Origin of the sequence: Phreatobacter stygius, from assembly GCF_005144885.1 — a bacterium.
GTDB lineage: Bacteria > Pseudomonadota > Alphaproteobacteria > Rhizobiales > Phreatobacteraceae > Phreatobacter > Phreatobacter stygius.
Window position 1 is genome coordinate 6,495,182 of sequence record NZ_CP039690.1, and the last position, 25,383, is coordinate 6,520,564.

General features: G+C 66.1%; 26 protein-coding genes and 1 tRNA gene. 5 read left to right on the plus strand and 22 right to left on the minus strand.

Annotated features, from left to right (window positions below; translation table 11 throughout):
• Window positions 1-16: 16 nt before the first annotated feature.
• From urtE to E8M01_RS30820, 7 genes are all read right to left on the minus strand, one after another.
• A complete protein-coding gene (gene urtE / locus E8M01_RS30790) occupies window positions 17-712 on the minus strand; it encodes an urea ABC transporter ATP-binding subunit UrtE (protein ID WP_136963649.1) in 696 nt (231 codons plus the stop codon).
• Entirely contained in the window at window positions 705-1,457 is a 753-nt protein-coding gene (gene urtD, locus E8M01_RS30795) for an urea ABC transporter ATP-binding protein UrtD (RefSeq protein ID WP_136963650.1), read from the minus strand. The genes urtE and urtD overlap by 8 nt, the downstream gene beginning before the upstream one ends.
• Window positions 1,454-2,596: an urea ABC transporter permease subunit UrtC gene (gene urtC, locus E8M01_RS30800; protein WP_136963651.1), complete on the minus strand. Its 1,143-nt coding sequence runs from the start codon at window positions 2,594-2,596 to the stop codon at window positions 1,454-1,456. Before urtC ends, urtD begins: the two co-directional genes overlap by 4 nt.
• A gap of 15 nt (window positions 2,597-2,611) precedes the next feature.
• Complete coding sequence (gene urtB, locus E8M01_RS30805) at window positions 2,612-3,481, minus strand: urea ABC transporter permease subunit UrtB (protein WP_136963652.1); 870 nt, start codon at window positions 3,479-3,481, stop codon at window positions 2,612-2,614.
• A gap of 94 nt (window positions 3,482-3,575) precedes the next feature.
• Complete coding sequence (locus E8M01_RS30810) at window positions 3,576-4,823, minus strand: transporter substrate-binding domain-containing protein (protein ID WP_136963653.1); 1,248 nt, start codon at window positions 4,821-4,823, stop codon at window positions 3,576-3,578.
• Between the two features lie 122 nt (window positions 4,824-4,945).
• A complete protein-coding gene (locus tag E8M01_RS30815; protein WP_136963654.1) occupies window positions 4,946-5,587 on the minus strand; it encodes an ANTAR domain-containing response regulator in 642 nt (213 codons plus the stop codon).
• Window positions 5,588-5,601: 14 nt separating this feature from the next.
• Window positions 5,602-6,705: a transporter substrate-binding domain-containing protein gene (locus tag E8M01_RS30820; RefSeq protein ID WP_342778645.1), complete on the minus strand. Its 1,104-nt coding sequence runs from the start codon at window positions 6,703-6,705 to the stop codon at window positions 5,602-5,604.
• A 387-nt stretch (window positions 6,706-7,092) separates the two neighbouring features.
• On the opposite strand from E8M01_RS30820, the gene E8M01_RS30825 reads away from it, so the two are divergent.
• A tRNA-Ser gene (locus E8M01_RS30825) sits at window positions 7,093-7,182 on the plus strand.
• Between the two features lie 40 nt (window positions 7,183-7,222).
• Here the strand turns inward: E8M01_RS30825 and E8M01_RS30830 are convergent.
• The 5 genes from E8M01_RS30830 to E8M01_RS30850 all read right to left on the minus strand — a co-directional run bounded on the left by E8M01_RS30830 (window position 7,223) and on the right by E8M01_RS30850 (window position 11,252).
• Window positions 7,223-7,876 carry a hypothetical protein gene (locus E8M01_RS30830; RefSeq protein WP_136963656.1) on the minus strand — a complete coding sequence of 218 codons (654 nt, stop codon included), beginning with the start codon at window positions 7,874-7,876 and terminating at the stop codon, window positions 7,223-7,225.
• Window positions 7,877-8,167: 291 nt separating this feature from the next.
• Window positions 8,168-8,650 (minus strand): Clp protease N-terminal domain-containing protein, encoded by a 483-nt coding sequence (locus E8M01_RS30835; RefSeq protein WP_136963657.1) that lies wholly within the window; start codon window positions 8,648-8,650, stop codon window positions 8,168-8,170.
• A 7-nt stretch (window positions 8,651-8,657) separates the two neighbouring features.
• Window positions 8,658-8,855 carry a helix-turn-helix domain-containing protein gene (locus tag E8M01_RS35910; RefSeq protein WP_136963658.1) on the minus strand — a complete coding sequence of 66 codons (198 nt, stop codon included), beginning with the start codon at window positions 8,853-8,855 and terminating at the stop codon, window positions 8,658-8,660.
• Between the two features lie 258 nt (window positions 8,856-9,113).
• Complete coding sequence (locus E8M01_RS30845) at window positions 9,114-9,614, minus strand: hypothetical protein (protein ID WP_136963659.1); 501 nt, start codon at window positions 9,612-9,614, stop codon at window positions 9,114-9,116.
• 57 nt (window positions 9,615-9,671) lie between these two features.
• Window positions 9,672-11,252: an MFS transporter gene (locus E8M01_RS30850; protein WP_136963660.1), complete on the minus strand. Its 1,581-nt coding sequence runs from the start codon at window positions 11,250-11,252 to the stop codon at window positions 9,672-9,674.
• 86 nt (window positions 11,253-11,338) lie between these two features.
• Between E8M01_RS30850 and E8M01_RS30855 the strand changes: the two genes are divergently transcribed.
• A complete protein-coding gene (locus tag E8M01_RS30855) occupies window positions 11,339-12,163 on the plus strand; it encodes a helix-turn-helix transcriptional regulator (protein WP_136963661.1) in 825 nt (274 codons plus the stop codon).
• Window positions 12,164-12,222: 59 nt separating this feature from the next.
• Here E8M01_RS30855 and E8M01_RS30860 read toward each other — a convergent pair whose 3' ends face one another.
• On the minus strand, window positions 12,223-13,101 hold the full coding sequence (locus tag E8M01_RS30860; RefSeq protein WP_136963662.1) for a LysR family transcriptional regulator: 879 nt from the start codon (window positions 13,099-13,101) through the stop codon (window positions 12,223-12,225).
• 88 nt (window positions 13,102-13,189) lie between these two features.
• On the opposite strand from E8M01_RS30860, the gene E8M01_RS30865 reads away from it, so the two are divergent.
• Window positions 13,190-13,825, plus strand: a complete 636-nt coding sequence (locus E8M01_RS30865; RefSeq protein WP_136963663.1) for a class I SAM-dependent methyltransferase — start codon at window positions 13,190-13,192, stop codon at window positions 13,823-13,825.
• A gap of 225 nt (window positions 13,826-14,050) precedes the next feature.
• Here E8M01_RS30865 and E8M01_RS30870 read toward each other — a convergent pair whose 3' ends face one another.
• Window positions 14,051-14,743, minus strand: a complete 693-nt coding sequence (locus E8M01_RS30870) for a winged helix-turn-helix transcriptional regulator (RefSeq protein ID WP_136963664.1) — start codon at window positions 14,741-14,743, stop codon at window positions 14,051-14,053.
• A 185-nt stretch (window positions 14,744-14,928) separates the two neighbouring features.
• On the opposite strand from E8M01_RS30870, the gene E8M01_RS30875 reads away from it, so the two are divergent.
• Window positions 14,929-16,086 carry an acyl-CoA dehydrogenase family protein gene (locus tag E8M01_RS30875; protein ID WP_136963665.1) on the plus strand — a complete coding sequence of 386 codons (1,158 nt, stop codon included), beginning with the start codon at window positions 14,929-14,931 and terminating at the stop codon, window positions 16,084-16,086.
• A gap of 862 nt (window positions 16,087-16,948) precedes the next feature.
• Complete coding sequence (locus E8M01_RS30880) at window positions 16,949-17,422, plus strand: VOC family protein (protein WP_136964915.1); 474 nt, start codon at window positions 16,949-16,951, stop codon at window positions 17,420-17,422.
• A gap of 168 nt (window positions 17,423-17,590) precedes the next feature.
• On the opposite strand, the gene E8M01_RS35190 is transcribed toward E8M01_RS30880, so the two are convergent.
• The 8 genes from E8M01_RS35190 to E8M01_RS30915 all read right to left on the minus strand — a co-directional run bounded on the left by E8M01_RS35190 (window position 17,591) and on the right by E8M01_RS30915 (window position 25,129).
• Window positions 17,591-17,734, minus strand: coding sequence for a hypothetical protein (locus E8M01_RS35190; protein WP_170182141.1), 144 nt, complete (start codon window positions 17,732-17,734; stop codon window positions 17,591-17,593).
• A 174-nt stretch (window positions 17,735-17,908) separates the two neighbouring features.
• Entirely contained in the window at window positions 17,909-18,538 is a 630-nt protein-coding gene (locus E8M01_RS30885; protein WP_136963666.1) for a response regulator, read from the minus strand.
• 132 nt (window positions 18,539-18,670) lie between these two features.
• Entirely contained in the window at window positions 18,671-20,047 is a 1,377-nt protein-coding gene (locus E8M01_RS30890) for a BatD family protein (protein ID WP_136963667.1), read from the minus strand.
• Window positions 20,044-21,546: a VWA domain-containing protein gene (locus tag E8M01_RS30895; RefSeq protein WP_136963668.1), complete on the minus strand. Its 1,503-nt coding sequence runs from the start codon at window positions 21,544-21,546 to the stop codon at window positions 20,044-20,046. Before E8M01_RS30895 ends, E8M01_RS30890 begins: the two co-directional genes overlap by 4 nt.
• Complete coding sequence (locus E8M01_RS30900) at window positions 21,539-22,525, minus strand: vWA domain-containing protein (RefSeq protein ID WP_136963669.1); 987 nt, start codon at window positions 22,523-22,525, stop codon at window positions 21,539-21,541. The genes E8M01_RS30895 and E8M01_RS30900 overlap by 8 nt, the downstream gene beginning before the upstream one ends.
• Window positions 22,518-23,009, minus strand: a complete 492-nt coding sequence (locus E8M01_RS30905; RefSeq protein ID WP_170182142.1) for a DUF4381 domain-containing protein — start codon at window positions 23,007-23,009, stop codon at window positions 22,518-22,520. Before E8M01_RS30905 ends, E8M01_RS30900 begins: the two co-directional genes overlap by 8 nt.
• Window positions 23,010-23,011: 2 nt before the next feature.
• Complete coding sequence (locus E8M01_RS30910) at window positions 23,012-23,992, minus strand: DUF58 domain-containing protein (protein WP_136963671.1); 981 nt, start codon at window positions 23,990-23,992, stop codon at window positions 23,012-23,014.
• 111 nt (window positions 23,993-24,103) lie between these two features.
• On the minus strand, window positions 24,104-25,129 hold the full coding sequence (locus E8M01_RS30915) for an AAA family ATPase (protein ID WP_136964916.1): 1,026 nt from the start codon (window positions 25,127-25,129) through the stop codon (window positions 24,104-24,106).
• Window positions 25,130-25,383: the final 254 nt, after the last annotated feature.

Genomic DNA, 25,383 nt, shown 5'->3' on the forward strand with positions numbered 1-25,383 from the left:
ACCGCTGGGCGGGTGCCTAGACGGCCATGTGGCGGTGGACGAGATCGTCCGTCAGCGCGCTGACGGAGCCTTCGGCGACGACGCGTCCCTTCTCCAGAAGGGCGAAGCGGGTGGACGCGCGCCGGGCGAACCGGACGTTCTGCTCGACCAGCACGACGGCGATGCCGCGCTCGCGGTTGAGCCGGGTGATCACCTCCTCGATCTGTTCGACGATGTTGGGTTGGATGCCCTCGGTCGGTTCATCCAGCAGGATGATCCGCGGCCGGGCCTGCAGCGCGCGGGCGATCGCCAGCTGCTGCTGCTGGCCGCCGGAGAGATTGCCGCCGTTGCGGCCGAGGAAATCCCTCAGCACCGGGAACAGCTCGAACACCTCCTCGTCCAGCACCGCCTTGTCGGCCGGGGCGGCGAAGGTGCCGAGCGTCAGGTTCTCGCGGACGGTGAAGCGGGGCAGGATGCCGCGTCCCTGCGGCACATAGGCGATGCCGGCCTTGGCCCGCAGATGGGTCGGCAATCCCGCGAGGTCGCGGCCGTCGAGCCTGAGCTCGCCGGTGACCCGGTCCATCAGGCCGAGAATGGCGCGCATCATCGTGGTCTTGCCGACGCCGTTGCGGCCGAGGACCGACAGGAACTCGCCGGCGCCGACCCGGACGTTGACGCCCTGCAGGGCGCGGCTGTTGCCGTAGAAGGCATCGACATTGGTGAGTTCAAGCATCGCTGATCCCTCCGGAGCCGAGATAGGCGCGGCGGACCTCGGTATCGGCCTCGATCTCGGCGGCGCTGCCTTCGGCCAAGAGCCGGCCCTGATGCATGACCGAGATCGTGCCGCCGATGGCCCTGACGAAACCCATGTCGTGCTCGACCACGACCAGCGTGTGCTTGCCCTTCAGGCGGTTGAACAGCTCGGCGGTCTTGCGGGTTTCCTGCGCGGTCATGCCGGCGGTCGGCTCGTCCATCAGGATCAGCTCGGCGTCCTGGGCGATCAGCATGCCGATCTCGAGCCATTGGGTCTGGCCATGGGAGAGGTGGCCGGCCGGCTTGCCGAGCTCGTCGCGCAGGCCGAGCAGGTCGGCCAGGATCTCCAGCCCGTCGGTGTCGCCGCCACGGCTGCCGCGCAGCAGGTTGCGCCAGACGCCGGGCGGCCGGGCGCGTGCGACTTCGAGGTTTTCGCGCACGCTCAGTTCATGGAAGACGCTCGGCACCTGGAACTTGCGGCCGACCCCGGCGCGCGCGATCTGGTGTTCCTCCAGCGCATGCAGCGCCACCGCGCCGAGCACGATCGCGCCGGCCGTCGGCTTGATCTTGCCGCAGATGAGATCGAGCGCGGTGGTCTTGCCGGCGCCATTCGGGCCGATCAGGCAGCGCAGCTCGCCTTTGCGGATCGACAGGTTGAGGCCGTCGATGGCGCGAAAGCCCTGGAAGCTGACCGCCACGTCGCGCAGCTCGAGATAGCCGGTCACAGCCCTGCCTCCGTCGGTTCGCGGGAGGCGAGCGTGGCGCCCGGCCGCGCTTGGCTGCGCCTGCGCCAGTCGAGCCGCGCGCCGATCGCCTCGGCGAGCCCGGCCAGGCCCTTGGGCAGGAACAGCACGACCAGCACGAACAGCACGCCCATGACGAGCGTCCAGGTCTCCAGGAAAGTCGCGGATTCCGACAGGACGCCTTGCATGCCGGCGACCAGCACGGCGCCGAGAAAGGCTCCGACCAGGCTCTGCCGGCCGCCAACCGCGCACCAGACCACGACCGACAGGCTCAGCGGCACGCCGAGAAAGGTCGGCGAGGCGAATTCCATGATGATCGTGTAGAGCATGCCGGCGAGGCCGGCGATCGCCGCCGACAAGGCGAAGGCGACGATCTTATAGGCCGCCACGTCATAGCCGAAATAGCGCACGCGGGCTTCGTGATCGCGCACCGCCTGGATCACCAGGCCGGCCTTGGTGCGGGTGAAGGCCAGCGCCAGCAAGAGGCTCGCGGTCAGGCAGACGGCGACGAGATAATAGGTCGAGCGGCCATAGGCGTCGAAGGTGATGCCGAACAGCTGGAGCTGGGCGAGATCGGTAATGCCGTTGAAACCGCCGGTACAGGCCTGCTGGTCGATGATCAAGAGGTTGACCACGACCATGGTGGCGAGCGTGATGATGGCGACATAGACGCCGGTGACCCGGCCGCGGAACATGAACCAGCCGAGCCCGGCGGCGAGCGCCGCCGGCACCAGCACGCCGGCCAGCAGCGCCACGCCCATCCATTCGAACGGCACCCAGAACCAGGGCAGCCGGGTGACATTGTTCCAGACCATGAAGTCCGGCAGGCCTTCGGCGCCGGTATGCACCGGCACCGTCTTGAGCTTCAGCGCCATGGCGAGCGCGTAGGAGCCGAGGCCGAAGCTCATCGCCTGGCCGAGATTGAGGATGCCGGCGAAACCCCAGGACAGCGACAGCGACATGGCGAGCATGCCGAGGACGAGATAGCGGGCGAGCTTGGCGAGCAGGAAATCATTGTCGAGCACGAGCGGCATCAGGAAGACGATGAGGCAGACGATGCCGATCGGAACGATCTGCCGGCCAAGCCCCGGGGCACGGGTGGTCGATTGCATGAAGGCCATGGTCGGTCGGTTCTCTCAGGTGCGCAGGCGGGTCGTGAACAGACCCTCGGGGCGGAAGCGGATGAGGACGACGATGGCGACCAGCACCAGTGTCTTGGCGACGGTGTCGTTCTGCAGGAAGGCGATGACGCTGGAGAGCTCGCCCAGGATGAAGGCGCTGAACACGGTGCCGACCAGGCTCTGCACGCCGCCGAGCACCACCACCATGAAGGCATCGACGACATAGCCGGTGCCCATCTCGGGCGAGACGCTCTTCAACGGTGAGACCAGCGCGCCGGCGAGGCCCGCAAGCCCCGCGCCATAAGCGAAGGTGAGGCCGTGGACGCGCCGGGCATTGACGCCGAAGGCCGAGGCCATGGCGCGATCCTGGATGATCGCCCGGAGTTTCATGCCCGTCGCGGTGCGCTGGATCAGGAGCCAGGTCAGCCCGAACAGGGCGAGCGCCGCGACCAGCAGAAACACCCGGTAGAGCGAGACCGAGGTGCCGAAGATCTCGGCGCTGCCGGACAGGCTCTCCGGCATCTGCACGTAGCGCAGCTCGCCGCCGGCGGTGAGCCGCACCGCCTGCTGCAGGATGACGCCAATGCCCCAGGTGGCGAGGATGGTGTCGAGTGGGCGGTTGTTGAGAAAGCTCAGCACGCCCCGTTCGATGACGAAGCCGAAGACCGCGACCACCAGGAAGATCGGCGCCAGGCTTTCGATCAGCCCGAGCCCGAAACGCTGCTGGAACATCCAGGCGGCATAGGCGCCCAGCATGACGAACTCGCCATGGGCGAGATTGATGATGCCCATCGAGCCGTAGATGATCGACAACCCCAGGGCGACGAGAAGCAGGATCGAACCGATGCTCAGGCCCGTGATGATCTGCTGAATGAATTGATCCATGCGCAAGGCTCCGGCGCCGCGGGACAAGGCTCCGCCGTTCCGGCGGAACGCTGTTCCGCCGGTTCAGGCACGATCGGTCAGGTGAGACCGGCGGTCAGATCTGGGTCAGGCCCCGTTCGGTGCAGACCTGGCCGGGATAGGCGGCATAGGGCACCGGCGGCACCCATTGGGCGGCATCCACCAGCACTTCGAACTGGCCGTTCGACTTGGCCTGGGCGATCTTCGGCCAGAGCGAGGTGTGCAGGTTCTCCGGCGCGATGCGCACCTTGCCTTGCGGCGCGATCATTTCCGCACCCTTGACCGCGTCACGAATGTTCGGCGGCGTAATGTCCCTCTGGGCCAGCTTCTGCACCGCCTGACGGAACAGATAGACCTGGAAATAGGACGGCTCGGAGACGAAATGGGTGACCTTGTCGTCGCCCCAGCGCTTCTTGTAGGCGGCCACGAATTTTTCGTTCTCCGGCGACTTGTGCACCATGAAATAGGGCGCCGAGGTGAAATGGCCGGCCGCAGCTTCGCCGCCCATGGCCGCCACCTCGTTCTCCGAGGTGGTCAGGCTGGCCATCGGCATCTTGGCGGGATCGAGGCCGGCGGCGCGATACTGGCGATGCAGCGCCACCACGCTGTCGCCGACCACGGTCGAGAAGATGACGTTCGGCTGGGTCGACTTGAACTTGTTGATCACCGAGGCGAATTCGGAATGGCCGAGCGGCACATATTCCTCGGCGACCACCTCGCCGCCGTGCCGCTCCAAGAGCTTCCGGCAGTAGTTGTTCTCTTCCTTGGGATAGATGTAGTTCGAGCCGATCAGGTAAAATTTCGGGCCGAACCGCTTGATCAGCCAGGGCACGAACTCGTCCTGCTGCTGGTTCGGCACGGCACCCGTATAGATGACGTTCTTGGAGCACTCGCGGCCTTCATAGAGGGTCGGGTACCAGTAGAGATTGTTCTGCCGCTCGAAGATCGGCAGCACCGCCTTGCGGCTGGCCGAGGTATAGGACCCGAACACGCTGACGCATTTGTCGCCGACCACCAGCTTGCGCGCCTTCTCCGAAAAGGTCGCGGGATCGGAGGCCGGGTCTTCGACCACGGGCACGATCTTCATGCCGTTGATGCCGCCGGTGGCGTTGATCTCCTCGATGGCGAGAAGGGTCGCCTTGTTCAGCGATTCCTCGATGATGGCGGTGGTGCCGGTCAGCGAGAACAGCACGCCGACCTTGATCTCGCCATTCGCCGCCATGGCGAGATCGGCATTCTTGAACCAGAGATGTGGAAAGCCCGTACCGGTCGCCGTCCCGAAGACGGCCGCGCTCCTCAGCAGAACGCGTCGAGTAATCGCCATGTCGATCTCCCCTGGAAAAAAACAAAAAGCCCCCCAGATGCGCGCAATCGCGAGCATTTGGAGGGCTTTGCTGCCGATGTTTAAATGACGGCTATGTCGCCGCCGATCCCCTCTGTTGGGGATTACAGGTGTTGATCGTAGCCAAGCAGTTCAAACGAGTCAACGATCGCTGAGGCAACTGCGCTGGCCGAGACCCGGCGGTCCATCGCCTGCCGGCGAATGAAGCCATAGGCCTCGTCCTCGGGCATGCGCCGGGTTGCCATCAGGATCGCCTTGGCCCGTTCCACCGTGCGCATGGAACGAAGATTTTCGTCCAGGCGCTCGACCTTGGCGCGCAGGCGCTGCTCGTAGCGGAACTGGCTGCGCGCCAGCACCAGGCTGGCGACCACCGAATTGGCGTTGAACGGCCGCGCCAGCACCGCGTCGGGCGTGGCGTGGGCCAAGGCGTCGGCATCGACCGGCTCGCCCGCCGGCAGGATGACCACCAGCGCCGCCCGCGCATCGCCGGGGATCCAGGGCAACCGGCGCGCCAGGTCGGGCGAATATTCGCAATAGACGATGTCGGCGTCGCAGGGCACGCTTTCCGGCAAGGGCCAGACCTGACGGGCGCGCAGGCGCAGCCGCTGCATCTCGCGCATCAGGAAACTGCCCTGGTCGTCGCGCGGCGCGACGACAGCGACATCGAGCCCCGCCAGTTCCTGCAGGATGGATTTTCGCGTGCCCGGCGCGCGGTCGTCGCCGGATTTCCAGGCAGCCTCGCTCATGGCATCCCCATTCCTCAACGCGCCGCGGCGCGCCCATAACCGATCAGGAACGGGTCGGCGTGAACCGGCGCCGGCGATTCCCTGATGACGTCGAACTGGCCGCGCCGGTTGACCTTGCCGATGCGCGTCCACAGATCCGTGTGGCTCGATGACGGATCGATCGTCACATGGCCCTGGGGCGCGTCGAAACTGGTGCCCAGCACCATGGAGCGCAGCACGTCGGTATCGAGCGTATTGGCCTGGCCGAGCGCCTTGGCGAACAGATAGAGCTGGAAATAGGCGGCCTCGACGCACATGTTGGTCGGCTCGTCGTCGCCATAGCGCTTCTTGTAACGCGCCACGAAAGAGGCATTGGCCTCGCCGCCGACCCCCTGGAAATAGGGCGCCGCGGTGATGTGGCCCTCGCCGACATCGAAACCCATGGCACGGATTTCCGCTTCCGTTGTGGTCAGGCTGGCGATCGGCATGGTCCGCGGGTCGAGGCCGGCATCGACATAGGCCTGGTAGAGATAGACCGTGCCTTCGCCGACCACGGTCGAGAACACCACGTCCGGCTGGGTCCGGCGCAGGTCCTGGATGATCGGCAGGAAATCCTGCCGGCGCGCGCGCAGGCTCAAGTATTGCTCGCCGACCACCGAGCCGCCGCTCTGCTTCAGGAGTTCGCGCATCACCCGGTTGGATTCGCGCGGATAGATGTAGTCCGAGCCGATGAAATAGAACCGGCTGCCATAGGTATCGATCAGGAAGCGGCACAAGGCGACGCTGTTCTGGTTCGGCGCCGCGCCGGTATAGATGACATTGGCCGAGGCCTCGAAACCCTCATAGAGGGTCGGATACCAGAGCAGGCCGTTGAGCCGCTCGACCACCGGCAGCACCGCCTTGCGGCTCGACGAGGTGTAGCAGCCGAAAATGGTGGTGACATTGTCCTCGATCATCAGCCGCTTGGCATAGTGGCCGAAGGCGGCCGATTCCGAGCCGGGGTCATAGACGACTGGCACCAGTTCGCGGCCGTTGACGCCGCCCGCCGCATTGATCTCTTCGATCGCCAGCAAGGTGCCCTGAAGCTGGGTCTCCTCGATCACCGACATGAAGCCGGTGCGGGAGAAGAGTACGCCCACGCGCCATGGCGCCGCGGTTTTTTGAGGTAAATCAGGCATGGTTGTCGTCCCCTCGAGCGAGAGACAGGCAAGACCCTTGCCAGAGATGAAGGAATTCGCCGGGAGCCTTGCACGCGAAGCGCCTCATGCGCAAGGACTGCGTCGGGGGAGTTTTCGCGGGCTCAAGCGCTCGCGGCCAACGGCATCCATGCTGCACTGCAACCGACGGCGATCGATGGCCGATCTGGGCTCGCACATCATGATCGCCAACGATCTGACTCTAGGGAAGCGGGCAGGCGCGGCGCCCCATTGCATCCGGGCGGCGGGCTGCGGCCAAGCATGTTTCCAACCGGTCCTCGACCGGCACCGGCTTGTCACGACGCGCGACCTGAGGCAGGAAGGCGCCACGGAGAGGTGGCCGAGTGGTTTAAGGCAGCGGTCTTGAAAACCGCCGTGGGTGCAAGCCCACCGTGAGTTCGAATCTCACCCTCTCCGCCATTTTTTGAAACGCGCCTCTCAGGTCAATCGCCGGCAAGTCTCACCGCCCTTTGAACTCAGCAAGAGGCAGCATGTCACCTCCACGATCGAGGGCTTCACGAATGCCGCGATATCGCTCATCAAATTGCTGGAGTAGCGTAGCCAAATTGACGTGGGCATAGACAATGTCATCTAGCAATCCCTTCGTCGCGACCTCTCCCCGGCCCATGCATTGCTCCAGCAGCGTGAGATCGGAGGCTAATCCATCGACCAAGACTTTCGCATTGCAGGTGGAAAGCACGATCGCCGGATGAATGTGATCCACTCGCGACAACATCATCTGCAGCCCGAGCGACGCGTTCGCCACGCGTTGATGCCAGGACCGTAGCGAAAGCATGTCGGGGGAAGCGTTTGGCCGGGTTAGTTCTGCGGCAACAATCTGGGCCTCATATTGGGCTTGCATTATCACATAGCGAACACCCCACGCCGCTTCCTCGCCCTGTTCACGGCGCCAGCGCCGCGCCCGCCTGACTTCGCCTCTTGCTAACCAAGCGGCGCCCGCAACTGCAATTATTGACCCAGCCGCTTGCGCCCAACCCGCAGCGTCCGCGCTCCATCCCGCCCGTTGAATGTTTTGAAATACGGCAAATCCTGCGAACCCGACCAATGCCGCGATGATGCCGAGGAAAGCCGCTTCACCCGCGCGGTAACGCAAGCGGGCTAAGATGGTACGACTCCGCAAGACAGGCCGGGGCTCAATCCGGGGTGGCTCAGGGGCTCCTGTAGACTTCGGTTCTTCTCCGGTGTTCAACGTCATCTCCAGTTGCAGTGGCGAGCCTGCTATATCGCCTTTTTGCGTTGAGCACGCAGCATTACTGCGAGCGCGACAGAACACCCGGCCAGATGCGGGGATAAAAGCGACAGTTTCCATATTGCTTATGATTGTGGACGCCGCTTGGCAGCTTCCTTGACCATCGTTGTCCGCCAAAATCGGCCGGTCCGCGATCTAGTATCTGCTCGCCGCTTCTCTGAGGGCTGCGAGATCAATACCCATCGATCGCAACGCCCACGCCGCGACGCCATGGTCCAAGGACGCCACCGCGGCCACGACATGCGCTCCCCTCAGTGGCTGATGACGGGATCGGTGGGCGGCCAACGTCTTCATGACCTCGATGCCTGATGCGCTGGCACGATAAAGCCCGTCGCGCCGCCGAAGCGGTTCCGGGGCGGCTGCCGTGCCGGTCAATCCTGCCGACCGGAGCGCCGCGACCTGTTGCGCCACGACCGCCTCACGGAAGTGGCCTGCGTCGGCCCCCACATCGGCAAACACGTGACGTGCGGTCCCGTCCGGCAGGTCGATCGCTGCGAGGAGGAAATGTTCGGCAGCGGGCTCGCGCTGCTGGTCTTCCAAAGCATAGCGCTCGGCGGCCTCAAGCACCTGGCGGAGCGTCTTGGCAGCCTCGAGACGAGACTTGATCGCGGCAAGCATACGACGCCTATCCGTCTGTGTGGCCAATATCCGACAGGCGCTTATGAGCCGCCTGTCGCGAGACGCCCAATGCCTGTGCGATCCGTGCCCAAGACCACCCGCGCTCGAGTGCACATCGGACCGCCCGGCGCTCCAGAATATCGGCATGACGGCGCAGTGCGACCACTTCGGCGAGACCGGCTTCAGGATCCTTCAGGTCGAGCATGCGTCAACGATCATTGACAACACCGCGGTTGTCAACCTTTGTTGACGCTCGCCGATTGTTTCAATGCCAGGACGCTCACGGCCATTGCGCAAGATCGCGGCACGCAAGAGCCAAAACCCTGACGCCGCTCGCTCAGCGCCACGGCTTGGCCCTGAGGGCCCGGCACCACTCCGGTTGCTTCAGCTCAACCAGCTGCGCGACACAGATGTAGCGATGATCAACTTGGCCAAGACAATAGCTTCGGGCCGTTCGGACCGGCTAGGCGGGCAGGGCAAGATCGGCCGCAAACCATGCGGAGACGTCGCCGGCGGCCGTCGCGCAATCGATACGCCAAGCGGCACTGACATAGAGCGCGGTTCCGGCCGGAGCCTCATGGATCACTTGGCTAAAGCCCTGCCGCTCGTATTGCACCGGCTCTGCGGCAACGCCTCTGGCGGCCAGCCACGCATCATCGCGCATGGCCACCTGCAAGCGGCCGGCGCCGTTTGCGAATGCCATGCTTTCCAGCCACTCGCCGGTTTCGGGATGACCATCCTGATCTGCGGTTGCTCTGATGCGCATGGGCGACTCTCGGGTGATTTGCACGGCCAGGCGGACACAGATCAGCATCACGCCGTCAACCGCCATGCCCTCGGGCAGTTTGGGAACTTGGGCCTGAGCGACATCGATCGTTACGCCAGACGCTCCAGTGACGTGGAGCGAAAGCGTACCGAGTGGCGAGACAGCTGTTGCGCGGGCTTCAGGTTCTTGGACGCTCATGAGACAAGCCTAGTACAGCGTCGGCCGGCTGATTTCAAAGACGGCGAAGCGCGACCGTCACTGGCGCGGCTCGCTCCCGCCAACGACACCAATATGCCGCAGCGAAACGGCCGCGAGGATCGCGAGGATGGCAACGCCCACGGCGCTGAACAGGGCCGCACTGCCGAACCCTGCCGTGAACGCCGCCTGCGCCTCTTCGATAAGGCCGGGAGGCAGTTCCGACGCAACCGAAGACGCCGCCCACAAGCTGTCGCCAACGGCCTCGCGCGCTTGATGACCGAGACTTTCAGGTATCTGGCCGAGCATCGTCCGGCGATAGATGGCGGTCGCGAGGCTGCCGAGCACGGCGATGCCGAGCGATATGCCGAGGTCCTGCACCGTCTCGGACATCGCCGAGGCCGAGCCTGCCTTGTCGGCGGGGGCCGATCCGACCACGAGGTCCGTGCCCAGCGCAGCGATCGTGCCGAGCCCGAGATAGGCCAGCGAGAAGCCGGCGACGACGATGACCACGCCGGACGCGCTGTTGTCCAGTTGGGTCAGCATGAGATAACCCACCACCGACAGGCCCAGCGCTCCCGCCACGACAAAGCCCGGCCTTACGCGCCGCGCAATGAGCGGCGCCGCGACGCCGGCAGCGACCATGGCAAGTGCCGGCGGCCCCATCCAGAGACCGGCGACGAGCGGGGAATAACCGGCTACCAGTTGCAGATATTGGGTGACCAGCAGCATTGTGCCGCCAACCGCGACAAGGCCAAAGAGCAGCACGATCAACGCCACGCTGAAGGCTCTGTTGGCAAACAACGCCATGTCGAGCAGCGGATCGGCGAGCCGCCGCTGCCGGCGCACGAACACCGCGGCGAAGAAAAGCCCCACCGCGATCGCACCGACGGGATGAAGTCCAAAACCGTCCTTGGCGATCTGCTTGATGCCGTAGACCGCGGGCAGCATGGCGGCAAGCGAAAGGCCAACGCTTGCAAGGTCCAGCCTGCCGGCCTGTGCTGCGCGATATTCCGGCAGCAGGACAGGCGCCAGCAGAAGCAGCAGGCCGACAACCGGCACGGCGATGAGAAAAGCTGCGCCCCACCAGAAATGCTCCAGCAGCACGCCGCCGACAACCGGTCCCAGCGCCATGCCGAGCGCGAACATGGTCGCCCATATGCCAAAGCCAAGGGCGCGCTGCCGTGGGTCGGCGAACATGTTGGTGATCAGCGCCAGCGTCGATGGCATCAGGGTTGCGCCGGCCATCCCGAGCAGTGCCCGGGCCGCAATCAGCATGACGGCGCTGGTCGAGAAGGCCGCCAGCGCCGAGGCGACGGCAAAGGCGGCCGCACCCAGTATCAGGAGCTTGCGCCGGCCGATACGGTCGCCGAGCGTGCCCATGGTGATGAGGAAGCCGGCGATCATGAAGCCATAGGCATCCATGATCCAGAGCGCTTGCAGACTGGTCGGTTGCAGATCGGCGGCGAGCGCCGGAAGCGCCAGATGGAGCAGCGTGAGATCCAGACCGAGCAAGACGGTCGGCAAGGCCAGCAGCGCCAGCCCCAGCCATTCGCGGGCTCCGGCTGCCGTAGCCGACGAAGGGGCCAGGTCAGCCGCCGTCCTGGACAGTCGAAGATCGGGTTGGTCCTGAGAAGTCATGCTGCCTCCTTGTCGCGGGCGGACTTTCGAGGCAGGGTGATCCTGTTACAATGTTGGAAATTATCCTGTTACCGAGGGCAACAGTCTTGTCCGACCGCACACTCGCGCGCACGCGAACCGAGCTCTCCGACTTCCTGATGCGCCACCGGAAAAAACTGACGCCGGTCGATGCGGGCTTGCCCTCAACCGGCCACCGCCGCACGCCGGGTCTCCGGCGCGAGGAAGTGGCCGCCCTCGCGGGTGTCGGCCTGACCTGGTTCACATGGTTCGAGCAGGGGCGCGACATCCAGGTCTCGGAAAGCTTTCTGCTCAGGGTGGCGAAAGCATTGAAGCTGGACGATGCCGAGTGCAGCCATCTGTTCCTGCTGGCGCACCGGCGACCTCCGCCAGCTGAAGCCTATCAATGGCCATCCGTTGGCCCGCTCATCCAGAATTTGCTGGATGATCTCGTTCGGCGGCCCGCTTATGTCGCCAACCTGCGTTGGGATGTCGTTGCATGGAATGAAGCGGCCGATGATCTGTTCGGCTTCACACACCGCGAGCAACCGGAGCGCAATCTCATCCGCTTGATTTTTGCCGATCCGGAGTTCCGCCGGCGCCTTCCCCGCTGGGGCGATGAAGCACCGAAGTTGCTCGCGCAGTTTCGCTGCGATCTCGCAGCCGCTCCCGACGATCCGGCCATGCTTGCTCTGATCGATGACATGAAGAAGCTGTCCCCGGATTTCCGTCGCTGGTTCGAGCAGCCGAGCATGGAAAACCATGCGCGGGGCATCGGCACCATCCTTGATCCCGACGGCACTCGACGCGGCTTCGTGCACGAGATGCTGACCGTGGACGAGTACCGGCACCTGAAGATGGTCGTCTATTTTCAGCAGGAGAAGCGGGCTTCAGATCATGGCGCCATGGCGTAGACATCGTGCTCATCATCGTCGGGCGCGCCCCGCCATTCCCTTGATCTCACGCCGGTTCGCTACATCCGCGCCAGCTCCTCGGCCAGAATCGTCTGGACCATGCGGATGCGCGGACTGGACTGCAGTTCCTGGTGGGTGACGAGCCAGATCGGCACGGGAACTGGCGTCATCTCCGGCAAGAGCTTGATCACGCCCGGCGTCCGTTCGGCGACCTCGCGCAGCATCGCCGCCACGCCCATCCCGCGCTTGACCATTTCCCAGACCACGACAGCGGAATCCGAGACCAGCCGGAAATCGGCGGCTTCTATGGGTATGCCGACCTCGCGCAGACAGGCGGCAAGGCGCGCCGTATCATCGAAGCCGATCAGGCCCGCTTTGGCCAGATCGGCCGGGCCTGCAGGCAGGCCGTTCCGGGCAACCCAGTCTTCCGACGCGTAGAAGCACGCTTCGGTATCGCGGATATGCTGGCCGATCAGGCCGGACCGGTCGGGGCGCACGTGGCGGATCGCGATGTCCGCTTCCCGCCGATGCAGGTTGCTGAGCGCGTTTGCGGCCACGATCACGATGGTGATCTGCGGGGCTTCCGCTCTGATGCGCCCGACGATCTCGGGAAGAATATGGGCGGCAAAGGTGTCGGTGGCGGAGATGCAGACCCGCCCGCCAATGTCCTGGACCCGACCGCCGGCAGCCAGAGCGACCGAATCCGCCGCGTCACCCATGATGCGGATATGATCGAGCAACTCCGCGCCGGTCTGCGTCAGTACCAGCTTGCGGCCCAGCCGTTCAAACAAGCTCACGCCCAGATCGGCCTCGAGTGCCAGAACCTGTCGCGACAGTGTGGGTTGCGTCAGACCAAGCTGGCGGGCCGCAGCCGACAGGGATCCGGCAGCGGCGGTCGCGTGAAATGCGCGAATATGGTTCCAATCCATCGACTTCATGCATTTACGTATATCGTAGCTGCAAATTTCGACAATTTTCTTCTTCTGCGCATATCCCTAAGCCGCATTGCAAAGGAGTGCCCCCACCGTGAGCACAACGAGCGACGCCCGTTTCTGGGACCGGACTTCAGGCAAATACGCCAAGGCTGCGATTGCCGATCAGGCCGGATATGAGCGCACGCTGGACCGCACCCGCGGCCTGTTGGGGCCAGGCGACAGGGTGTTGGAACTCGGCTGCGGAACGGGAACGACGGCGCTCCGGCTCGCCGGCGATGTTCAAAGCTATCTTGCGACGGATATTTCCGCGGCCATGATCGCGATCGCCAATGAGAAACACGCCGCTGGCCCGGTGCCGGCCCTCGTCTTCCGCGCCGCGACCGCCGAAGCGCTGAGACCTGATGCGGCACCGTTCAACGCGGTTCTGGGATTCAGCTATCTGCATCTGGTCCGCGACCTCACGGGCACGCTGCGCCACATCCACGCCTTGCTGGCAGCGGAAGGCCTGTTCATCTCCAAGACACCCTGCGTCGGCGAGATGAACCCGCTCATCCGGCTTGCGTTGCCCGCGATGCGCGCGATCGGCCAGGCCCCCTATGCCGGCGTCTTTCGCGCGGCGGAGCTGAGCCAGCAGATATCGGCGGCCGGCTTCGACATCATCGCCACCGAGAACCACGCGACCAAGGGCAACGACAACCGTCCTTACATCGTGGCGCGCAAGAGGTGAGGTGAGCGGACGCTGCGGAGGGTCATTGAGGCCAGTGCTGGAGGACTATGGCGTCGACATGGTTCTCATCCGGCTCCCGCACGGCTCGCCATCGCTACCGATCGCGCGCCGTGGCGCGATATGCTGCGAAGTCGGCGCTCGATTGCCGAGGGCAAGGAGACGGTCGCGCCGTGACCGGACCGCCACCGCGTCAACGTCGAAGCGAACGATTGCCTGACGCCGTCATCAAGAAGCGCGCCGCGGCTCGGCCGCAAAGGTACTGAGGGTAAGCCATTTCTGGATGGCATTGGCGATCGGCCGCTCGCCATCGAGCTCAAGGCGCCCCGCGGCCAGCTCGTGCAGAATCGGCGCAAAACCCATCCAGATCGCCGTCATCGTCCGGAGCGAACTGCGGACAAGCAGGTTGATCTCGTAGCCGGGATCGAAGCCACAGAGGTCGACCTTGCCCTTTTCGATCACCATCCACCAGTTGCGCTGCGGCTCGGGAAGTTCGGGGTATTGAAACTGAATCGTGCAGCGGCCGGGTAGAAGCGGCTCGGGATTGAGGTTTCGGCGGATGTCCCACATCAGCAGCGACGGATCGAGGTTCTTCAGCGAAAGCTGCGATTCCACCCAGCGCTGGCCCCAGAAGCCCATGCCGAGGATGATCGAGCGCAAGTCTTCGCCGGCCGGCGAGAGATGATACTCGATCGCACCGGACTCGCGCGGGGCGGTGACGATCACGCCCATTTTCTCGAGTTCTTTCAATCTCTTGGAAAGCAGCGCCGGTGACATGCGCGGCACGCCGCGGCGAAGTTCGTTGAACCTGGTGCTGCCGCAGAGAAGTTCGCGTATAACGAGCGCTGTCCATCGCGTGCACAAGATTTCGGCTGTCATGGATACAGGGCAAAACTGTCCGTATCCTCCGCGATCTTCCATGCCCGCCTCCTCCGACATCTGCCACATCACTATAGATTACCGGCGCGCGCGCAGTATGCCAAGGACTTGTACGGTGTGAATGCGATTGGCCGGGCGCGCTGCCCGGTACAGTTCGTGAACTGGAATCCCGACCGCAGGTGCGGGAGTCTGACCTCTCGAAGGAACCGTCCGGGAGGAGCCGAAACATGATCAATCCCCTGAAAGTCGAAGCCCAAGGGCAATGCCGCGACGAACTCGTGACGATCGCGCGGGCTATGGGCGCCAAATTCGCCGAACGCGCGGCCGACACGGACGCAAACGATCGCTTCGTGACCGACAACTACCAAGCGTTGAAGCAGGCCGGCCTGGTTGAAGCGGGTGTTCCGTCCGAACTCGGTGGCGGCGGCGCGGAGGTGCGTGAACTGGCTGCGATGCTGCGCGAACTCGCGCATCACTGCGGCTCGACCGCGCTCGCCTTTTCCATGCACACCCATCAGGTGGCAATCCCTGCCTGGCGCTGGCGTCATCAGAAGGTTGCCGCCGTCGAGCCGCTGCTGAAGCGCATAGCCAACGACCGCATCATCCTCCTGTCCAGCGGCGGGTCCGACTGGATCGGCGGCTCGGGCCGGGCGGCGAAGGTCGAGGGCGGCTATCGCATCACGGCCCGCAAGGTCTTCACCTCGGGCGCCGAAGCGGGCGATGTGCTGATGACCACCGCGGTCGTCCACAACGAGGGGGAGCCCGACGCCGTGATCCATTTCCCGGTTTCGATGAAGGCGCCCGAAGTGACGGTGCTCGACACCTGGCGCACGCTCGGCATGCGCGGTACCGGCTCCAACGACGTGCTGATCGAAAGCCTGTTCGTGCCGGACGCCGGCGTGGCGGTGTCGCGCAAGGCAGGCGAGTGGCATCCGCTGTTCCAGGTGATCGCTACGATCGCTTTTCCGCTGGTCTATGCGGCCTATCTCGGCGTCGCCGAGAGTGCCCGCGACATCGCCATCGGACTGGCGAAGAACAAGCGGCCGACGCAGCACACGCTCGCACTGGCTGGCCGCATGGACACGGCGCTGCGCGCCGCCCAGCTTGCCCATGGCTGGATGCTCGATATCGTCGAGCGCAACGCGCCGTCGGCCGACACCGTGAATGAGGTCATGATCGGGCGTAGTCTGGTGGCGGAAAACGCGATCAAGGCCGTCGAGCTCGCGATGGAATTGGCAGGCGGAGCGGGCTTCTATCGCGAGAACGGGCTGGAGCGCCGGTTCCGCGACATACAGGGCGCGCGCTACCACCCGCTCCAGGCCGGCCCACAAGCAGAATATGCAGGCGCGACAGCACTAGGCTTGCCCACGGCGAACATTTACTAAGGGGCTTGGCGCGGCGGCATCTCGATCGGTCAGGCCCCTCTCGCGTCGCCGCTGGGGGGCCTCAGTGCCGCGGCGGCCGGGCTATTGCTTCGCGTGTCGAACCCGCCGACGGCGTGTCGCCCGGCGCGGCGCGCTTCGCCGGCCTTTCCTTTGGAACGTCCTGCCATCGGAATCGTTGACCTCGGAGAGCGGCGTTCCGACAAGCGCGTTCCGGACGCTCGGTGCCGCCAGGCAATCACGAGAGGGTCGGAGATGACAAGCCTCGCAATCGCGCAAACCGAAATTCCGCCCCATCCACCGATGCCTCCGACCGAACCTGGCCCGCCGCCGGTCGAAGAGCCGCGTCCGGATCGTTTGCCTGACGAAGAGCCGGAGCCCAATCCGGACGAAAACAATCCGCCGAAGCAGCTCTGACGGGAGGCCGGCGGACAGATCAAGCCGTTGCCTGGGCGGGGCAGGGCGCCGACGGCCCGCGCCCGGAGCGTCGCCCTTGGCGACGGCCAGAGCGAGACGGTCCCCTCCGTGGTGGAGAAATGCGTGGAGCGACCCGACTTGGAAGGCAGCGGATGCGCACATCTCTCAAAGGGATCCGAATTCGCAGCCCTTCGAGGCTTCGCACGAGAACCACGGATAGCGCGCGCGCCGCCCTTTTCCGTCATGGCCGGCCTTGTGCCGGCCATCCACGCATGGCCTTGACCGCGGAAGACCGGACGACGTGGGTGGCCGTGACAAGCACGGCCATGACGAAGCGAGGAACGGCGCGCCAAGACACGGATTGTCGAGATGTGTGAATCCGCTAACGCGGAAGACGGCGGATGAGGATAGAAGGCTGGAATTTGGCTTCAGAGCGAAAGGACACGTGATGGCCAAGAACACCATTTGCCTCTGGTACGACAAGGACGCCGAGGCTGCTGCCCGCTTCTACGCCGAGACCTTTCCCGACAGCGCGCTGGGTGCCGTCCATCACGCCCCCAGTGACTACCCGTCCGGCAGGAAAGGCGACGTGCTGACGGTCGAATTCACGGTTGCCGGCGTCCCTTGTCTCGGCCTCAATGGCGGCCCCGCGTTCAAGCAGAGCGAAGCCTTCTCGTTCCAGATCAGCACCGAGGATCAGCAAGAGACCGATCGCTACTGGAACGCCATCGTCGGCAATGGCGGCCAGGAGAGCGCATGCGGATGGTGCAAGGACAAGTGGGGTGTCTCCTGGCAGATCACGCCGCGCGTGCTCATCGAGGCGATGGCGGCCGGCGGCGATGAAGCAAAGCGCGCCTTTGATGTGATGATGGACATGACGAAGATCGACGTCGCCGCGATCATTGCGGCGCGCCGCGGCTGACGCGACGATGGCAGATCGGGGTGACGTCGACCAAGCCGAAATTCCCGCCGAGTTCGGCATGGCGCCGGATGAACTCGGCGCCCAACAGGGCGGGCCTCTTGAGATGCCGCCCGGTTCGTCCCTTGCCGTCAGGTCCCGACAGGCCAGCCCGAGCCGGCCGCCATGCGCTCACATGGACGATGGCGTCGACTGACGGTCGACCATGCCCTGGCTCGACGAATACCAGGAGGGCGGCTGCTGATGATAACGCTGCGCAAAAACCGGTGTCAGCGAGGCGACGACAAACAGGCCGACAAGAATGATCTTGGTCATGACCGGGGTCCTTCGTTCTGGCGCCCCCGCAAAGGGGCTCATCCATCACTTAGGACGCCTGTCCAGTAGCCACTATCGACGGATACCCGAGGGCCGGAGCGCTGAATCTACCGAGCCCGGTGGCGGATTTCCCCGGGGTGGGAAAAGCCGCGCGCTCGGCCCCGCATTCGCCGTTCACGGCTCGACCAGCTTGTGGCGCATGGCATAGCGGATCAGCTCCGCCATGGACTTCGCGCCGAGCTTGCGCATGGCGGTCGAACGATGGGTCTCGATCGTCTTCACGCTCACCCCCAGTTCCGCCGCGATCTTCTTGTTGCTGGCGCCTTCGGCGATGAACTGGACCGTCTGGCGTTCCCGCGCGGTCAGATGCGGCGCCGGCTTTCGGCTGCTGATGAAGCTCGCCAGCATGGCCTCGGAGGCCCGCGCGGTGAAATAGGGTTGCGACAGCGACAGGGCGTTGACGGCCCGGATGAGATGTTCGTCAGCTTCGGTCTTCAGCAGGAAGCTGCGGACGCCGGCGCGCAGGATGTCGCGGATGAGATCTTCGTTGTCATGCTGCGTGAACATCAGGATCTGGATCTGCGGCAAGACCTTGCGCACCTGCCGGACCACCTGCAGGCCGTTCAGCTTGGGCATGAAATAGTCGAGGATGGCGACATCAGGCCGTTCCTGGATCGCCAGACGCACCGCTTCCGGGCCGTCCGCCGCCTCGCCGCAAATCTCCCAGTCCCCATAGGACTCCAGCAAGCTTCGGATGCCACGACGGACGATCTCGTGGTCTTCGGCCAAGAGGACCCGCGCCATGACGATGCTCCTTCGCCCCGTGGTTCAATGGTAGCCGGCGCAGGTGCACGCGTAACTTGTCGGTTTCACTGATCGGGCCGGGAAAACACAACCGCTTGCCGTTGGGGTAAACCCGGCCTCCGCCATTGGGCATCACCGGGGCTCGCCACCCGGGTTGAGGCTTGCCGGAAGCACCGGCCGGAAGCCTGGGCGCCGCCCGGTCTTCCAGGTGTTTCGGGCCGCCTGAAGCGCGGCGATCAGGTTGCCGCCAGGCCAGGCGCCCGGCCCGCGTCCGCCGCCGCCATAAAGCCGCTGTTCGAGCCGCGCGATCTCAAAAGCCGGACGAGCGGCCGCGTCACCCGGCGCCTTGTCCCGGATGGCCGCGGCCCGGTCGGATGGAAGGCGATCCAGCCAGATCAGCAGCGCCGCGTAGATGTCTTCGGGCGATCCTCGCCGCGCGGCGCGCCGGAGCCGGTGATAGGCGGCCTGTTCCGATGCCGCCCGGTGCAGCCGGCGCGCAGCCCACCAGGCCGCCAGCCGGCGCAGCAGCGGCGGCAGGACGACGGCGGACCCCGCCACCAGGGCGACAACGCCCAGGACCGCAAGCCAGTGCTCGCGCAGCCCCAGAAGGGCCTGCCGGACAAGCGACTGCGCAACCTCGCCGGCGGGCTGGCCAGGCGCGGGGGCGACATGGATGGCGAGCGCCGGCAGCCGCGCGTGTTCGACACGGCCGGACTGGCTGTTCCACCAGTCGAGCCCGATTGCCGGCAGGACATGGTCGCCGGCCCGCTCGAACGTATAGGTCACCGATTGAACCCGCCGGCCGCGCCCGGTCGCGCCCCGGTCGCCGCCCCGGTCCTCGACGATGGGCTGGCCCGGATAGGCGGCGACCCCGTCCGGCGCGCTCGCGCCGAATGCCGGCAGAAAGATCGCCGGCAGGTCGTCGGCCTCGGCCGTGATGGTGCGGGTGAGGGCGTCGCCGACCTGGAAACGTGTGCCTTCGGGCGCGAATGTCTGATCGAGCGTCAGGCGCGGCGCCGCCAGGAACGGATCCAGCGCACGGGCGGCATCCGGGATGGTTGCCGTGAAGGTCAGCTGCGGTGTGACCAGCCTTGCGGTCGTGCCACGGGGCGGGTCCAGGGCATAGGTCAAGGTCACCGTCGCGGGTGCCAGGGCGAAGCGTCCGGGCTCCTGGGGATAGATGTCGTAATCGGCCATGACCCCGGCCAGGGTCACGTCGCCGCGGGTCTCCGAGATGCTGGTCTGCCCGGCCGGCCGGGTCACCGCATTGGATATCTGCAGGTCGGGAAATTGCGCCGGCTGGGTCAGGAAATTCGGCGCCAGGGCGCGGATCCGGACTCTCACCGGCCGGCCGACCACGACCGTCGACGGCTCCAGGGTTGCCTCGATGGTCGCCTCGATTTGGGCTTGGGCCGGTGCCGGTTCGACCGGCGCCGGCTGGGCGACGAGCGGCGTGCTCGACACCAGGACGAGCAGGATCGCCGGCGCCTGTCCTGGGGCCCACCTCATGGCCGGACCGCCGGCGCCTGCGACTGGATGGCGAATTTGGCGCGCAGGAAGCTTGCCGGCCGCGTCTGCACGGAGCGCATCCAGGCTTCGGCCGCCGCATCCGTCGTGACGTCGCCCGGCTGCACCTCGATCCGCTTGCCGCCCTGTTGCGACGGATCGACCCTGGTCTCGTCGGGCGGCAGGTCGGGCGGCGCCTGGTCGTCCTGTTCCATCTTGCGGCGCTCGGCCTCGATGGCCGCGAAGATGGCCTGAACGATGGCCAGATTGGTCTTGGCGTCCTGATCGTCCGGGTCGCTCGCGAGCAGTTTCTGGTAAGCCGCGATCGCCTTGTCCCACTGGTGATTGCGCGCCTGGGCATTGGCGAAGGCCAGCATGCCGTCACGGCCCGGCACTTCGGCGAAGGCTCGGCCGGCCTCGAAGAAATCATTGGTCCGGTAATAGGCGATGCCGCGCCAGAACGGATCGGCGAACAGCCTGGCGGCTTGCCGATAGTCGCCGCGATCAAAGGCGATCCGGCCCTGCTGGTCGCGCGTCAGCCAGAGATCGGCGAACCGAAAGCTCTCGGCGGCCTGGGCCGTCGGCGCCAGGGTGAGGGTCAGCAGGAGCGCCAGGGCGAGCTGCACCGCAAAGCCGCGCCGGAACCAGCCGCAGGCGATCAGCGCCGCCGGAAGCGCGAACCAGATGCCTTCGTCCAGCCAGCGCGATTCCGGATTGTCGGCCTGGGCGGCGACAAAATTGGTGGCGATGCGCCGCTCCACCGCATCGACATCGGTGCTGCCGGCGGCAGCCCGGACAAGATCGGCGCCGCGACCGGCGGCGATCCGGCTGCCGTCACGGTCCGGCAGCATGGCCCAGACGACGACCTGCCGGGCGCCGTCCAGCACTCCGGGCGTGATCCCGTCGGTGATCAGCAACACCGTGCTGCCGAGATGGTCCGAAGCCATCATGGTTGCGGCCAGGGCGGTCGCAGCGGCGATCTCATTGCCGTCGCGCGGCATCAGGTCGGGTGCCAGCGCCTCGAGGAAGGGCTCGATGACCCGCGGATCGTCGGTTGGCGGCATCACCACATGCGCCGTACCGGCATAAGCGATCAGGCCGGTCTTGGCGCCCTGGCGCCGCGCCAGGAGGTCGCGGACCTTCTGCTTGGCGCGCTCCAGCCGCGACGGCTTCAGGTCGGTCGTGGCCATCGAACGCGACACGTTGAGGACGATCGCCAGCGCCGCCTTGTCCTCGGCGAAAGGCGGCGGCTCCTTGCGCCAGGTCGGGCCGGCGAGCCCGACAATCGCCAGGACGACGGCCGCCCCGACGGCATATTCGGGGCGCAGCCAGCGTTTCTGATCGGCACCGACGATCAGGTGGCGGAGCAGATGCGGCGCGATCACGCCATGTCCCGATGTCAGCGCCAGATGCCGGCGTCGCAGGATCCAGGCGACCGCGACCGGTACCAGGACGGCCAGAAGCCAGATCGGGCGAAGGAAGTGGAAGGCGAGGTCAGACATGGGCCGGCTCCGCGCGTCGCCGGAACAGCGGCAGGACCAGGGCGATGAGGGCAAGTCCGGTGGCAGCCCCGAGCGGCCAGTGGAACAGCTCCAGCTTCGGCCGCCATGACAGGCTCTGCAGCTTGACCGGCGTCAGCTTGTCGATCTCGGCATAGATCGCGCCGAGCTGCGCGCCATCGGCCGCGTCGAACATCCGGCCGCCGGTGCCCGTCGCGATTTGCCTCAGGCTGTCGAGATCGACCCGGTTCTCGCCACGCGCCGCGGGATCGCCAATGCCAATGGTATGGACGATCACGCCATGGCGCCTGGCGATCTCGGCGGCCTTGGCCGGGGGCACCCGGCTCGCCGTATCGTTGCCATCGGTCAACAGGATCAGCACGCGCTGCTCGGCCTTGCTCGCCGCGAACAGGGTGATGGTCAGGCCGATCGCGTCGCCGATCGCCGTCTGCTCGCCGGCCATGGCGACCTCGGCTTCGGCGAGCAGCGAGCGAACCACGGCGAGATCCCGGGTGAAGGGCGCCTGGACATAGGCACGGGTGCCGAACAGGATCAGGCCGAGCCGGTCGCCCTGGCGGTGCGCGATGAAATCGTCGACGACCCCTTTCACGCCGTCGAGGCGGCGCAGCACGCGGCCGTCGGGGGCCTTGAAATCCGCCTGGTCCATCGAGCCGGAAATGTCGACCGCCAGCATCAGGTCGCGCGCCGACACGGTCTTGGTGACCGGCGGGCCGAACCATTGCGGCCGGGCCAGGGCCAGGACCAGCAGGATCCAGATGACGGAAGCGAGGATCCACTGCAGCGGGTGTTTCCGGGCCACCGCGGCGCCCTCCGAAGGCGTCTCGCCGAGCGCCTGGGCGACCAGGGCGAAGAACGGCACCCGGACCGCCGCCACCTGCTGCCGGTACGGCGGGCAGAGCCACCAGACCAGGATCGGCAAGGGCAGCAGCACCAGCAGCCATGGCCAGCCGAGCTCAAACATGATGCTTCTCGATCCAGTGCCGGACCAGCGCCGCGGCGGCGCGGATCTCATCCGGCGCAATCGACGCGGCCGGCCGCCAGGCCGCTTCGGTCAGCTGCCGGCCGGCGGGGCTGTCGAAGCCATGGCCGCCGCCGCTCCGGTCCAGGAAATCGCGCCAGTCCGCGCCAACGAGCGATGCGACCTTGTCGCGCGGGAAAGCGACCAGCGCGACCCGCCGCAGCAAGCTCTCCAGCGGCACCAGGATGCCGCGGGTCTCGGCGGCGTCGAGACGCCGCTCGATCCGCTGCAGCTCGGCGATCGCCTCGCGCCGATAGCGGTTGGCCCGGCGCTGGCGGAGCCAGGTCCAGGCCCCGGCAACGGCGCCGGCGATGATCAGCGCGAGCAGGACCCGGCCGGCCCAGGTCTGCGGCCACAAGGACGGGGCAGGGGGCAGCGGGAACTCGACCAGCGGCGCGAGCGCCTTGTCCAGGGCGGCCGAATCCATCGTCAGCCTCCGCCATTGCCGCGCGGCGTGCGCCGGCGCGCCGCCTGCGCCTTGCCGAGCAGCGCCCGCACCTGCAGCACCGGGTCGTCGGCCGTGCTGATCGGCAGCACGGGAATGCCGAGCTCGCGGTCCCATGACCGGATGTCGGCAAGCCTCTGCCGGCTCATGTCGAGCACCCGGTCGCGCGTCGGCGCATGGCCGAGATCGAGCGCCAGTTGCGCTTGCCCGTCGGTGATCGTCACCTGGCCGGCATCCGGCAGCGCGCTCTGCAGGGGATCATGGACGAGTGCCGCGAGCACGTCGCTATGCAAGGCCATCTCGATGACCATCCGGCGCGTCTCGGCATCGGCGCCGTCGAAATCGCTGACCACCAGGATGGTGTCGTCATGGCGGGCGAGACCGGCGACCGATTTCAGCGCGACGTTCAGCATGGCCGGCTGCGGCGTGATGGCCCTGTCGACGCCGAGCGCCCGGTTCTTGACCAGGATCTCGTGGAAGATCCGGAGTACGGTGCGGCGGTTGCGCTGCGGCTCGACCGAGGTGCTGGAGCTGTCGTCGAAGACGATGGCGCCGACCCGGTCGCCAGCCTTGATCACCCGCCAGGCGGCCGCCGCCGCGAGTTCGGCCGCGGTCACCGACTTCATCGCCACGCGACTGCCGAAAAACATCGACAGGCGCTGGTCGACGACCAGGAAGGTCCGCCGGTCGCGCTCCTCGTTGAAGATCCGGACCTGCGGGCGGGCGAGCCGCGCCGTCGCCCGCCAGTCGATGCTGCGCACGTCGTCGCCGGGCCGGTAGGTGCGGATCTCGGAAAAATCCAGGCCGCGACCGCGCATGCGCGAGGCGTGCCGGCCGGTCAGCAGGCTGTGAACCGGTTGGCGCGGCAGCAGGGAGAAACCGCGCGAACGGTATTCCAGCGCGACCAGGTCGTTCAGATCGGCATAGACGCCCTTGTCCGGACCGGTCGATGCGGTGGCGACCATGGCATCCCCTCCAGGCTTGCCGATCTTTTGCGTCTTGTGCTTCAAGAGATGGATTAAATAAATATTTTATCATGATGGAATATAACACATTTTAGAATTGTTTATTGACACTCACGGCACCGCGACGAGCTTGACGATCTCGTCGATGACCTTGTCCGCCGTGACGCTTTCGGCATTTGCCTCGTAGCTCAGGACCAGGCGATGGCGCAGGCAGTCGTGGACGACGTCGCGGACATGGCGCGGCGTGACGAAGGGCTTGCCATCGAGCCAGGCGCGCGCCCGGGAACAGCGGTCGAGCGCCAGGCCGCCGCGCGGGCTCGCGCCGATCTGCAGCCATGTCGACAGCGGCTCGCCATAACGGGCGGGAAAGCGCGTCGCGGTGACCAGGTCGACAATATAGGTCTCGATGGCGTCGGAGGTGAAAATCCCGTCGATCTCGGCGCGGGCGTCGAAGATCACCGATTGCGCCAGAGGCGGCGCCGGCGCCTTGCCGTCGGTTTTCGGCGCGGCACGGGCACTTTCGCCGCGCACCAGGCGCAGCACGCCCTTTTCCGAGGCCTCGTCCGGATAGGTAATGGTGACATGCATCAGGAAGCGGTCCATCTGCGCTTCCGGCAGCGGATAGGTGCCCTCCTGTTCGATCGGGTTCTGGGTCGCCAGCACCATGAACAGCTCGGGCAAGGCCCGGGTCTTGCCGGCGACCGTCACCTGGCGTTCTTCCATCGCCTCCAGCAAGGCCGACTGAACCTTGGCCGGCGCCCGGTTGATCTCGTCGGCCAGGACCAGGTTGGCGAAGATCGGGCCGGCCTCGAAGGTGAACTCGCCGCCCTTTTCGGTCTGGTGGTAGATCTCGGCGCCGGTCACATCGGAGGGCAGCAGATCCGGGGTGAACTGGATGCGCGACAATTGGGCATCGAGGTTATGGGCGAGCGCCTTGACGCTGCGGGTCTTGGCGAGCCCCGGCAAGCTTTCGACCAAAAGGTTGCCGTTGCACAAAAGCCCGATCACCATGCGATCGATCAACTGGTCCTGGCCCAACACGGATTGCGCGATCCGGCTTTTCAGGTCGGCGATCGCCTGCCGGGCGGGCGAGGGCGGCGCCTCGACCGGCGCCGGGTCGCGGCCGGGCTGCGTCATCGGATCGTGTTGCGGCAGGGGGGCGCCCATTTCTGCTCCACGCGTCGACCCGGCACGTCGCGGGGTCTCGTTGGTCGATAGCGGTTGAGCGGCGATCGTCGGCCAGACCGCCGGATCGCGACATCCAGTGATTGTGGAAACCACCGCCCGGTCATCCCGCGGTGGCGCATCGGCGAAACCCCACCTGGCTCCTCATGACTATCCCTGGAGCGGAGCCGGTGATGTCGGCTGCCCGCACCTGCGGCTCGGCCCGA

Coding starts and splice junctions, on each gene's coding strand:
- E8M01_RS35910 (WP_136963658.1), bottom strand. CDS start 8,855: ATGCTCGACCTGAAGGATCCTGAAGCCGGTCTCGCCGAAGTGGTCGCA.
- E8M01_RS30860 (WP_136963662.1), bottom strand. CDS start 13,101: ATGAAGTCGATGGATTGGAACCATATTCGCGCATTTCACGCGACCGCC.
- E8M01_RS30915 (WP_136964916.1), bottom strand. CDS start 25,129: ATGACGCAGCCCGGCCGCGACCCGGCGCCGGTCGAGGCGCCGCCCTCG.
- E8M01_RS30910 (WP_136963671.1), bottom strand. CDS start 23,992: ATGGTCGCCACCGCATCGACCGGTCCGGACAAGGGCGTCTATGCCGAT.
- E8M01_RS30895 (WP_136963668.1), bottom strand. CDS start 21,546: ATGTCTGACCTCGCCTTCCACTTCCTTCGCCCGATCTGGCTTCTGGCC.
- E8M01_RS35190 (WP_170182141.1), bottom strand. CDS start 17,734: ATGACCAAGATCATTCTTGTCGGCCTGTTTGTCGTCGCCTCGCTGACA.
- E8M01_RS30845 (WP_136963659.1), bottom strand. CDS start 9,614: ATGAGCGTCCAAGAACCTGAAGCCCGCGCAACAGCTGTCTCGCCACTC.
- E8M01_RS30850 (WP_136963660.1), bottom strand. CDS start 11,252: ATGACTTCTCAGGACCAACCCGATCTTCGACTGTCCAGGACGGCGGCT.
- E8M01_RS30810 (WP_136963653.1), bottom strand. CDS start 4,823: ATGGCGATTACTCGACGCGTTCTGCTGAGGAGCGCGGCCGTCTTCGGG.
- E8M01_RS30835 (WP_136963657.1), bottom strand. CDS start 8,650: ATGCTTGCCGCGATCAAGTCTCGTCTCGAGGCTGCCAAGACGCTCCGC.
- urtB (WP_136963652.1), bottom strand. CDS start 3,481: ATGGATCAATTCATTCAGCAGATCATCACGGGCCTGAGCATCGGTTCG.
- E8M01_RS30870 (WP_136963664.1), bottom strand. CDS start 14,743: ATGGAAGATCGCGGAGGATACGGACAGTTTTGCCCTGTATCCATGACA.
- E8M01_RS30900 (WP_136963669.1), bottom strand. CDS start 22,525: ATGTTTGAGCTCGGCTGGCCATGGCTGCTGGTGCTGCTGCCCTTGCCG.
- E8M01_RS30890 (WP_136963667.1), bottom strand. CDS start 20,047: ATGAGGTGGGCCCCAGGACAGGCGCCGGCGATCCTGCTCGTCCTGGTG.
- urtC (WP_136963651.1), bottom strand. CDS start 2,596: ATGGCCTTCATGCAATCGACCACCCGTGCCCCGGGGCTTGGCCGGCAG.
- E8M01_RS30815 (WP_136963654.1), bottom strand. CDS start 5,587: ATGAGCGAGGCTGCCTGGAAATCCGGCGACGACCGCGCGCCGGGCACG.
- E8M01_RS30905 (WP_170182142.1), bottom strand. CDS start 23,009: ATGGATTCGGCCGCCCTGGACAAGGCGCTCGCGCCGCTGGTCGAGTTC.
- E8M01_RS30885 (WP_136963666.1), bottom strand. CDS start 18,538: ATGGCGCGGGTCCTCTTGGCCGAAGACCACGAGATCGTCCGTCGTGGC.
- E8M01_RS30880 (WP_136964915.1), top strand. CDS start 16,949: ATGGCCAAGAACACCATTTGCCTCTGGTACGACAAGGACGCCGAGGCT.
- E8M01_RS30875 (WP_136963665.1), top strand. CDS start 14,929: ATGATCAATCCCCTGAAAGTCGAAGCCCAAGGGCAATGCCGCGACGAA.
- urtE (WP_136963649.1), bottom strand. CDS start 712: ATGCTTGAACTCACCAATGTCGATGCCTTCTACGGCAACAGCCGCGCC.